The organism is Ruegeria sp. SCP10 (genome assembly GCF_040329495.1).
Lineage (GTDB): Bacteria > Pseudomonadota > Alphaproteobacteria > Rhodobacterales > Rhodobacteraceae > Ruegeria.
Window position 1 is genome coordinate 1 of sequence record NZ_JBDZYF010000076.1, and the last position, 586, is coordinate 586.

Genomic DNA, 586 nt, shown 5'->3' on the forward strand with positions numbered 1-586 from the left:
CGGGAGACGGGATATCAGCAGGCCTCTCCCGATATTCAGCATATGCTGCAGGCACTGGAACAGCCCCAAGCTACAATCAGGAAACCTGCCTCAAAAGTAACCCCGGAAGTATTTGATCAGATCAAGGCGCTGAGCGACCAGGGATTGTCTAGCAGAAAGATCAGCGCCGCGCTGAAAGAGGACAACATTCAAATTAGTGACACAACGATCAACAGAGCGCTTCGAGCGGATGCGGGCTTGTCGTCAAATAATATGCCCAAAGCGGTGACCCCTGATATCCTGCAGATCATCCTCGATCTGAAATCTCAAAAGCGCACCCATCAGGCAATCTTCGATCACCTCAAAGATAGGGGGGTACATTTGTCAAAAACAGGCGTGGACCTGGCCTACCGCCTTGCCAGGCCCTTTCTGGATGACGATGCCCTGCAACTGGACGCCGCACCAGCAGCGGACCCCCAACAGACTGCAGAGGAAACCATGACCGGTGCCCCGGCAGCTCCAAACCCCGCAACTGACGCTGAGGCCGAGATCGGTTTGGAGGAGTTGTACCGCTTGCTTGACGACGAGAACATGCAGACCTCCGGCG

1 protein-coding gene is annotated in these 586 nt (G+C 55.3%); it reads left to right on the forward strand.

Going from position 1 to position 586, the window contains the following annotated elements; all coding sequences use genetic code 11:
- The coding region (locus ABLN87_RS22340) for a hypothetical protein (RefSeq protein ID WP_353014308.1) at positions 1–586 on the forward strand (586 nt) is incomplete at both ends.